The sequence below is a fragment of the Streptomyces sp. NPDC051664 genome, assembly GCF_044453545.1.
Taxonomy (GTDB): domain Bacteria; phylum Actinomycetota; class Actinomycetes; order Streptomycetales; family Streptomycetaceae; genus Streptomyces.
Genome location: NZ_JBITCU010000075.1, coordinates 1 through 8,842, shown reverse-complemented (window position 1 = coordinate 8,842; position 8,842 = coordinate 1). Strand labels below are relative to the sequence as shown.

8 protein-coding genes and 4 pseudogenes are annotated in these 8,842 nt (G+C 67.4%); 7 read left to right on the top strand and 5 right to left on the bottom strand.

Features of this window, described 5'->3' with window-relative positions:
- The 3 genes from ACIA8E_RS41170 to ACIA8E_RS41160 all read right to left on the bottom strand — a co-directional run.
- A partial coding sequence (locus ACIA8E_RS41170; RefSeq protein WP_399307142.1) for a helix-turn-helix domain-containing protein occupies window positions 1–256 on the bottom strand: 256 nt, incomplete at its 3' end.
- Window positions 217–1,020 carry an IS3 family transposase gene (locus tag ACIA8E_RS41165; protein WP_399307140.1) on the bottom strand — a complete coding sequence of 268 codons (804 nt, stop codon included), beginning with the start codon at window positions 1,018–1,020 and terminating at the stop codon, window positions 217–219. The genes ACIA8E_RS41165 and ACIA8E_RS41170, both read right to left, overlap by 40 nt.
- Window positions 1,017–1,307 carry a transposase gene (locus ACIA8E_RS41160; RefSeq protein ID WP_067343150.1) on the bottom strand — a complete coding sequence of 97 codons (291 nt, stop codon included), beginning with the start codon at window positions 1,305–1,307 and terminating at the stop codon, window positions 1,017–1,019. The genes ACIA8E_RS41165 and ACIA8E_RS41160 overlap by 4 nt, the downstream gene beginning before the upstream one ends.
- Window positions 1,308–1,402: 95 nt before the next feature.
- Between ACIA8E_RS41160 and ACIA8E_RS41155 the strand changes: the two genes are divergently transcribed.
- The 5 genes and pseudogenes from ACIA8E_RS41155 to ACIA8E_RS41135 all read left to right on the top strand — a co-directional run.
- Window positions 1,403–1,564 carry a hypothetical protein gene (locus ACIA8E_RS41155; RefSeq protein WP_399307138.1) on the top strand — a complete coding sequence of 54 codons (162 nt, stop codon included), beginning with the start codon at window positions 1,403–1,405 and terminating at the stop codon, window positions 1,562–1,564.
- A 72-nt stretch (window positions 1,565–1,636) separates the two neighbouring features.
- Window positions 1,637–2,119 (top strand): annotated as a pseudogene (locus ACIA8E_RS41150) (ISAzo13 family transposase); the annotation flags it as partial.
- A gap of 530 nt (window positions 2,120–2,649) precedes the next feature.
- Window positions 2,650–3,659: pseudogene (locus ACIA8E_RS41145) on the top strand (DUF6192 family protein).
- Window positions 3,660–3,662: 3 nt separating this feature from the next.
- Complete coding sequence (locus ACIA8E_RS41140) at window positions 3,663–4,097, top strand: RacP protein (RefSeq protein ID WP_399307136.1); 435 nt, start codon at window positions 3,663–3,665, stop codon at window positions 4,095–4,097.
- Between the two features lie 57 nt (window positions 4,098–4,154).
- Window positions 4,155–4,966 (top strand): annotated as a pseudogene (locus ACIA8E_RS41135) (IS5 family transposase); the annotation flags it as partial.
- 145 nt (window positions 4,967–5,111) lie between these two features.
- Here ACIA8E_RS41135 and ACIA8E_RS41130 read toward each other — a convergent pair.
- A complete protein-coding gene (locus ACIA8E_RS41130) occupies window positions 5,112–6,353 on the bottom strand; it encodes a hypothetical protein (protein ID WP_399307144.1) in 1,242 nt (413 codons plus the stop codon).
- A gap of 146 nt (window positions 6,354–6,499) precedes the next feature.
- Complete coding sequence (locus ACIA8E_RS41125) at window positions 6,500–6,838, bottom strand: hypothetical protein (protein ID WP_399307134.1); 339 nt, start codon at window positions 6,836–6,838, stop codon at window positions 6,500–6,502.
- Window positions 6,839–7,185: 347 nt separating this feature from the next.
- On the opposite strand from ACIA8E_RS41125, the pseudogene ACIA8E_RS41120 reads away from it, so the two are divergent.
- Window positions 7,186–7,914 (top strand): annotated as a pseudogene (locus ACIA8E_RS41120) (ISAzo13 family transposase); the annotation flags it as partial.
- Between the two features lie 598 nt (window positions 7,915–8,512).
- Window positions 8,513–8,740: a hypothetical protein gene (locus ACIA8E_RS41115; protein ID WP_399307132.1), complete on the top strand. Its 228-nt coding sequence runs from the start codon at window positions 8,513–8,515 to the stop codon at window positions 8,738–8,740.
- Window positions 8,741–8,842 lie beyond the last annotated feature (102 nt).

Below are 8,842 nucleotides of genomic sequence, written 5' to 3'. Positions count from 1 at the left end.
GTGAGATCGTGCCCGGGTCGCGTCCGATCCTGCGGGCGATCTCGCGCACGCCGATCTCCTGGGCGCGCAGCAGCGCGATCTCCTCACGCCCGGCGAACGACAGGTAGCGGCCCGTGGGCTCATCCAGGCTGATCGGCGGCATGCCGCCAGCGTGACGGAACCACCGGGATCCGACCGGCCATGAAACGCCAACAGCCACCGCGGCCTCTGCCGTCGTCACTCCCGACGCGATCCGCCGCCAGAAGTCCCGCTGCACCGCACGAGACGGCTCCGGTCGGCCTGGCGAACGCACCGACGGTCGCAACGCCCGATCCGCCGCCCACTGCCGTCGCGCACCCGCAGGCAACTTCGGCATCTTCTTCTCGTCTCGCCCCATCGCGCACCTCCGTGATCAAGGTGTTGCGACGACCAGTTGAATCCGCCCTGACTGCCGCGATCGGAATGAAATATGCATCCTTCGACGAGGTCGATGTTCCGGGCCGCCATATCGAGTGCATTCGATATGAGAGAGGTCTTCATATGGTCGGCCATCGCCCAGCCGACCACCGCTTTGGTGTGGCAGTCGATGACGGTCGCGAGATAAAGAAACCCGGCCCAGGTGTGAACGTAGGTGATATCGCTGACCAGTTTGCGTCCGGGAGCGTCAGCGGTGAAGTCACGGGCCAGCAGGTCGGGCGTGGCCGGCGCCGCATCATGGGCGATCGTGGTCGCCCGCCAGGGCCGCGGCTGGCATGGCACCAGGCCGAGCTCGCGCATCAGTGCGCGGACCAGTTCCGCTCCGGCCTGCACGTTCATCCTCTGGAGCGCGGCGTGGACACGCCGGTAACCGTAAGTCTCCTGAGAGTCGGAGAAAACCTGGAGGATGACGACCCTCAGCTCCGCACGACGCTTCGCGGTGGCCGACAATGGCCTCGATCTCCAGTGGTAGAAGCCCGACGTGGATACTCCCGCCCAGGTGCACATCTGCTGCACGGGAAAGTTACCGGCCTCGCCGTCGATGAACTCGTACTTCTCCGTCACCGGTATTCCTGGGCGAAGAAGGCCGCCGCTTTTCCCAGGAACTCGGTCTTCATGCGGAGTTCCCGGTTCTCGCGTTCCAGTTCGCGCAGGCGGGCGCGTTCGCTGATGTTCAGCGGAGGCTCCTCCCCGGCGTGCTCCTGCCGGTACCGGCTGACCCAGGTGCCCAGCGTTCCCTCGTTCACTTGTATCTCTCGTGCGACCTCGGCAATCGGGCGGGACTCCACGACCACCATCTTGACCGCCTCGTCCCGAAATTCAGGACTGAACTTCCTACGCTTCTGTGCCACGTGCTCTCTCCGCCGTTCTGGACTTCGATCCTATGGGGACCGCTGTCCGAGAACTTCGGGGCGCCTCACGCAAGGGCTGCCCGAACATCAAAGACATGGGCAAGCTCCGCTACGTCGTCGAGCAGACCTTCGCCCTGCTCCACCAGTTCAAACGACTCGCCGTCCGCTGGGAACGCCGCACCGAACTCCACGACGCCTTCGTCTCCCTCGCCTGCAGCTTCATCTGCTGGCGCCGGCTCAAGAAGGCCCACTCATGATCCTGTTACGAGCTCTAAGGGCCCGTAAAGAATCAACACGTTGCTTCACGGTCTCCCTGTCGTTGGTGTGGTATGCGCATACCGAGTGAGGTTCGTGACCAACTTGCCCTGAGATTCGGAGTGTTGTTCCCTCATCTGAATGAGCGACAGCAGCGGCTGGCGCTGGCCGCCGAGGCCCGGTTGCTGGGGCACGGCGGGGTCCGGGCCGTCGCGCGTGCCGCAGGGGTGAGCGAGACGACGGTGCGGAAGGGTGTCTTCGAGTTGGAGGGCGGTGAGGACCCACTGCCTGATGGCCGGGTCCGTCGGGACGGCGGCGGTCGCAAGAGCGCCGAGGAGCTTGACCCGCTGCTCGTTCCGGCGTTGCTGGCGCTGGTTGAGCCGGATGAGCGGGGCGATCCGATGTCGCCGCTGCGGTGGACGACCAAGTCGCTGCGGTCTCTGGCCGGGGAGCTGACCCGGCAGGGCCATGCCGCATCGGCGCCGACTGTGGGCAGGCTGCTGCGGGAGAGCGGTTTCAGTCTGCAGGCCAATGCCAAGACCCTTGAGGGCGCTCAGTGCCTGTTTTCGATCCCGGGTTTTGAGTAGCTTTGTGACCTAGGCTGACTGGGTGTCCGAGGATGCCGGGCAGGCTGTGGAGCGGGTGTGTGAGGGGTGTGGCGTGCGGCTGCGGTCGGAGGCTCCGCCTCGGACGAGGTTCTGCTCAACGCCGTGTCGTGCCAGGCAGTGGCGTCGGGACCTGCGGTTGCGCAAGCGGGTGGCCGCGGAACTGGGTGGTGCCGGACGGGCCGAGTGCCCCGAGTGCGGGACCACGTGGGTCGCGGGGGTGGACCGCCGTTCGAACGCGGTCTACTGCTCGCGGCGGTGCGTCACGAGGGCCTGGCGGGCCCGAAAGGAATCGTTCGGCGAACGGTCACAGTGACCGCAACGCGAACGCATCCTGATCGTACCTCCGGTCAGATTCTGCTTATTTCCGGTCCTTCGTTGTGATCTTCTTATTTCCGGTCTGACGCTCGGTCGGAGAAGCGGGCCGGGTCTTGTCACGGCCGCGGGGCCGCGCCCCGGCCCCGCGGTGGGTGGTGAACGGCATGCCCGAAGAGATCGAGGACGCCGACAAGGTCGGCAGCGTCAGCGCGAGCCGGTACGCGGAGATCGTGGCCGAGCTGCGGAAACTGGTGGAGACCGCCAGCCGGATCCAGTTCACGACCGGCGACTACGCACTCGAAGTCGAGCCGATGCGCGAGCACGGCGGCCAGGAGCAGAGCGACCAGTTGTTCACGGTGAAGGACTCGTTGTTCCGCCTGGCCGAGGACACCGGCTGTCCTACGCGTCGGTGAGGAACGCGAGGTGGACCGCGTCGAAGTGGCCGAAGGACCGCCGGATGCCGGGGGTGTCCTTCACCGTCCACAAGATCCTGGCGTCCATCACCGATGACGAGGAACGGTTCTCCGCGATCGCCAGCCCGCCCGAAGGCAAGTCCCGCTGGACGCCGGACGAGGCGAATCGGCGGGTCGGTCGGCAGGTCGTCAAGCCTGTGACCCCGCAGGAGAAGGTCAGCGCGATCCACACCCTGGCCACCGACGAACAGGTCGCGGCCACCGTCACCAGCGACCTGTTACGGCGTCCGACGGTGGTCGCCCAGGTCAGGCAGGAGGACAAGGTCCGGGTCGTTGAAGAGCTGACCCGCGACGACCACGTCGCCGCGACGGTGACCACCGGCCTGCTGCGCAGGCCCGATGTCGCGTTCCGGGCGATGTCGGACGACACCGCCCGCCACCAGGTCAACCACGCCCAGGTCGAGCGGGGCCGGCAGGCTCGCGGGCACTTCGAGGACACCAGCCCCGTCGCCCCAGCTGTGAAGAACATCGACCGGTCGGTGGAGTTCCTGGACCTGGTCACCGCCTGCCACGCGTTCGTCGCCGCGGCCGGCCGGGCCGTCCCGGGCATGCGCGACCGGCAGCTCGGCGACGACGAACGCACCATCGTGCACGAGAACGTCGCCCGGGTCCGGGCCACGCTGGACTGGATCGAGACCGCCGTGGACACCGGCAAGGTCGACGTCGACAGCGAACTGGCCAAACTCCTGCAGGGTGAATAGCCGATGCCCCGTGCCTCCGCGCGCAGATCGTCGGCGGCCCAGCGGCACGCCGACACCGTCCGGTTCGTGCTCTTCGAGGCCCGGCCGGCTGGTCTGACCTTCCTCCAACTGGTCAGATCCAGCGAGTTGTCGCCCCACCAGGCCCGCTCGGGCCTGGCCTGCCTGCGGGACACCATCACCGAACGCGGCTGGCCACCGCTGATCTGGACCCGGCCCGACGGCTACAAGTTCTGCGCCGACCCTGCCGAGCTCCAGGCATACGAGGTCGCGGTCATCCGCGGCAAGCTCACTGAGATCCGCCGGTTCATCACCGGGACCGTCGCCCCCCATGCCGTCCTGCAACCCAAAAGCCGGTGGGTCAAGCACCTGAACACCCAGCTCAGCTCGGTCGAGTCCACGCTTGACGTGATCGCCGACTACACCGACGCCGACGCCTGACCGGCGGGCCCGGCCGCTTCATGGCCGGGCCCGCTCCGTTCTTTGAGGGAGGGAAGGTTGCCGCGCAGTCGCTGCTACCCCTCCGACACCTGGGACGACGAGTGGGCGCTGATCGAACCGCTGCTGCCGGTCCCGGCCTGGGAGACCCCGACCGGCGGCCGCCCGGAAAAGCACCCGAGGCGGGAGATCGTGGACGCCATCCGCTACGTGGTCGATACCGGCTGCAAGTGGCGGGCCTTGCCCAAGGACTTCCCGCCCTGGCGCACGTGTTACGGATTCATGGCCCGCTGGGCCGCCGCCGGCGTCATCGGGCAGATCCGCGACAGCCTGCGCAAGCGCATCCGCCGCGAGATGGGCAAGGCGCCCGGAGCGGTCGCCACCGTCATCGACTCCCAGTCCATCAAGGCCGCCGACACCGTCGGCAAGGACTCCCGCGGCTACGACGCCGGCAAGAAAATCAACGGCCGCAAACGGCACCTGGTCGTGGACACCAAGGGCCTGCCGCTGTTCGTCATGGTCACCCCCGCCGACATGACCGACCGCAACGCGGCCAAAGAAGTCCTCTTCCGGCTGCGGCTGATGCACCCCGAAATCACCATCGTCTGGGCCGACTCCGCCTACGCCGGACAGCTCGTGACCTGGGCCAAGACCTACCTGAACCTGACCATCAAGACCGTCAGCCGCCCCAAGAACACCCCCGGCTTCGTCGTCCTGCCCCGCCGCTGGGTCGTCGAACGCTCCCACGCCTGGGTCATGCACGCCCGCCGACACGCCCGCGACTACGAACGCCTCATCCAGCACTCCGAATCGCTGATCACCTGGGCCGCGATCACCCTCATGACCAGGCGAATCACCCGCCGAAGCTCCCGCAGGAGCGGACAGCCGGCCTCCCGCGAGGCACAACGGGACTGATCATCTTGGCGTTCCGGGTCAGGAACTCCACCCAGACGCCACGCGAATTTCCGGCCCGCCCGATTGTCGCACCACCACCGCGACTACGTCTGCGCAACCTGCTTACCGGTCTGCTGGTCCCACCGCTGGGCTGGTGGCGTGGCGCTCGTGTCGACGACCGATGGGGGATTGGTTGTGGCGTCGGCCTCCCTTTCGACGTCGGTCCAGGGGTTCTCCCAGTCGGGTGGCACCGACACGGGATACGGGATCGCCGGCGGATCGGGGTGAAGGGGGGTCTTCGTGGACAGGGTGGCGGTCTGCCCACGGATTGACACCGGGGTCGAAGGATTCCGGCGGTTGTCGGGCTGCTGGTTGCCGGTCGTGCCACAGCGGCGGATGGGATTCGTCCTGCCAGACCTCGTGGCCTTCCAGGCCGGTCACCTCCCCGGGATACGCGGTGGTGAACCACGGCGGCTGAGCGTCGGTTGTCGATGGACGGCTTACCGGCGGCATGTCAGGTGACGGGGGCCGCCCGGAGTCGTCGCCACCCTTCGTGTCCGGGATTACCGGCAACCGGTCGGCCATGTTCTCCAAATGATCCGCAGGCGAGATCGATCCGATGTTCTTCGGGTTCATCCCTGTGTGACGAGCGCCCCATGCGCCGTTGAATGACCCGTTGGCGGCCCCCGACACCCAGTCGCCGGACAGCCCGAACACCGCGTCCTGCGCCGCTCCTTCGGCCATGCCCGTCAGAGCGGAGAAGCCGCCCTGCGACACCAAGCCGGCAGCGCCGCGCCCCACGGCTCCCAGTCCGGCCAGACGGGTTCCTCTGTTCACGCCGTGGGCCAGTACGCCTCCGCCGAGGCCCGCCCCGAACCCGACCGCGCCTCCGACGGCGCCGTTGACCGCGGCCACCTTCAGCTGTTCACCGTCCACGGAGTTGCGGTGATGCTGGCCCAGCTCGATGACCTGCGCCAGAAGAGCGAACCCGACCTGGGCCACCACCGACTCGGTGACCCGGGTGAGAGCGTGGATCACCGCGCGCCGCAGGAAAGCCAGACACAGCACCCGGGCAGCGGTGATCTCCGCAGCCGCGGCCGCGAGGCCTCCGCACCAGACCAGGACGGTCATGTCAACCATCAACTGAACCGCGAGAACAGCCAGCGCACCGATGATTTCGATCCGGAGGGTCTCGATCTCATTGGCCAGCGCGTCCAGCGCGTCGGCGGCATCCTCGCAACAGCGGACGGTCAACGGCAGCGCAGCGCCATCACCCGAGCCGGCCAGCTTGTCCAGAAACCCGTCGATGGCCTGGCGTGTCTGCCCCTGCAGTCCCGCGTCAACCCGCGCGCGGACCTCGGCCACGTCCTCGGAGCACGAGCGGATCGTGTCCGCTGTCTCCCGCCATACCGCAGCCTCGGCGCGCAGAGCGGTCTCGTCACCGGTCGGCCACTTGTTCCCCACGACGACCATGAGCAGGTTCTGCAGCTCAGGCGGCACGTGGTGGGCGTCTACCACGACGCCTCAGCACCCATCGAACGCCTCATGCCTACAACAGCGTCGAGGGCCTCATCCTCAGCACGGACGAAACCACGCCGTGTCACGTCCAGCGAATCCGCCAGGCCATCCAGGACCGACGGCAGTTCCAGCACCGTTTGCACCAGATCGCCGCGAGGCCCGGCGAACACACCGCCGAACGCCTGCCCGAGACCGGGATCATCCCCCCAGGGCGCGGCACCCGACCGCTGCACCGCAGCCTGAACATCAGCCGCAGCACGATGCGCCACACCGGCGGCGATCCGGGCAGCCTCGACCGCGGCAGCCAAAGCGCCGAAGTCCACCACCAGCAACCCCGCGCCACCAGGCACCCCGGGAACCGTGGGCAACGACAAAGCCGGAGCCGGAGCCGAGACCGGGGCGTTGCGATAACCACCAGCCGGACCCGGCACCTCGGCCGGCTGAGACGGAAGACCGGGCCCAGGCGACACGCGACCCCCTCCAAACGCCTACCGCCACGCCAGCCAATCCGGCGCAGTGAACACGGCAACACCCACCGCACCACCAACCCGACCCCACCCCGCCCCCGTTGACGCCCTCCCAACACTCACCAACCGCATCCTGACGCACCCCTAACACGCCAACACCGCAACAACAGGCACCAGAGCTTGACCAATCCGCACCACCGAGTTCGGAAACAGGCGCTCAACACCCAGACCGGGACGCACAGTTCCGGTACATCAACAACCAGGTCAAGGACCACCAGGCGGACGGCGAGCCGGTGGTCAGCGTGGACACGAAGAAGAAGGAAGTCGTCGGGGAATTCAAGAACGCCGGACGTCAATGGCGGCCGGCCGGTGAACCCGTGCGGGTCGACGTCTACGACTTCCCCGGTGACGCGCTGGGCAAGGCCCTGCCCTACGGCATCTACGACCTGGCGGCGAACACCGGCTGGGTGAACGTCGGTACGGATCACGACACCGCAGCCTTCGCGGGCGAATCGATCCGCCGTTGGTGGGACGGGCAAGGATGCCTCGACTACCCGCAGGCCAGACGTCTGCTGATCACTGCCGACGCCGGCGGCTCCAACGGCTACCGCACCCGGGCCTTCAAGACCGAGCTGGCCGCGTTCGCAGCCCGGACCGGCCTGGCCGTCACGGTCTGCCACATGCCGCCGGGCACATCGAAGTGGAACAAGGTGGAGCATCGACTGTTCTCCGCGATCACCATGAACTGGCGCGGCAGACCGATGAACAGCCACGAGGTCGTCGTGCAGTCCATCGCCGCGACCACCACCCGCACCGGTCTCACCGTCCACGCCGAACTCGACACCGACCAGTACCCCACCGGCATCCAGGTCAGCGATGAGGAGATCGCCGCCCTCCCGATCACCCGGCACCGCTTCCACGGCGACTGGAATTACACCCTTGTGCGCCACGAGGCGCCACTTGATACCGGGTAGGGGTGAAAGACCCCTACCGCCGGCCTGTCGCAGCAGGCTGGTGAAGCTGAGGGCAGCCGATGCGTGGAGATGCACGCGGAGGTGAGAGCAGCCCTGAAAACGACGGGACGCGTCGGCACTTCCAGACGACGCGGGTCCGGCAAGCAAGACGAGACGCCGTACGAGAGGAACCAGTGCCTGACGCCCCGTAAGAGTTCCGCCGGCTCCAATCTGGAGGATGTGGGCCGGTTGCAGCGCACGCCACCTCCGGGTGGCGACTCCGAAGCCGATTTCAGGGTGCCGGTGGGGAGGCCACGTTGAAAGCCTGCGGCGTAGGCGTGGCGAGGCTGTCGGGGTAGAGCTGGGCGGCTCGCTCGTCGACCGGTTGGTGGTGAACGTGGGAAGCGTCCTGGTGTCGACCTTCCCGTCTGGCAGGCAGTCAGGCGGAGGGCAAGGCCCGTCGTCGGCTGACGACGTCAGGACGTGGCGGAGGCCTCGTAGTAGTCCGAGCGCGTTAATGGCGCGCACATGGCGAAGGGGGCCAGCAAGTCAGCAGTCGAGGAACTGGAAGACCGGGAGGTCATCGGTGAATACCGACGAACTGGAGCACGCCACGTATGAGGCGGAGCGCCGGGTACTGGAGATCCAGGCCAAGCTGCACCGTTGGGCCCGTGATGATCCTCATCGCAGGTTCGATGACCTGTTCAACCTCTGTGCCGATCCCGCATTCTTGCTTGTCGCGTGGGATCGGGTGCGGGGTAACAAGGGTGCCAAGACCGCCGGGGGGGTGCCCCTATGGGTTTGGTCAAGGTGATGGGGCGGGTTGGGGTTCGTAGAAGGTGCCGTCGCGGAGCATCGCGAAGAGGACGTCTGCTCGTCGGCGGGCGAGGCAGAGGAGTGCTTGGGTGTGGTGCTT

Bases quoted from the DNA above. Each gene is read 5' to 3' on its own strand.
- ACIA8E_RS41155 (WP_399307138.1), top strand. From the start codon at position 1,403: ATGGGCAAGCTCCGCTACGTCGTCGAGCAGACCTTCGCCCTGCTCCAC.
- ACIA8E_RS41140 (WP_399307136.1), top strand. From the start codon at position 3,663: ATGCCCCGTGCCTCCGCGCGCAGATCGTCGGCGGCCCAGCGGCACGCC.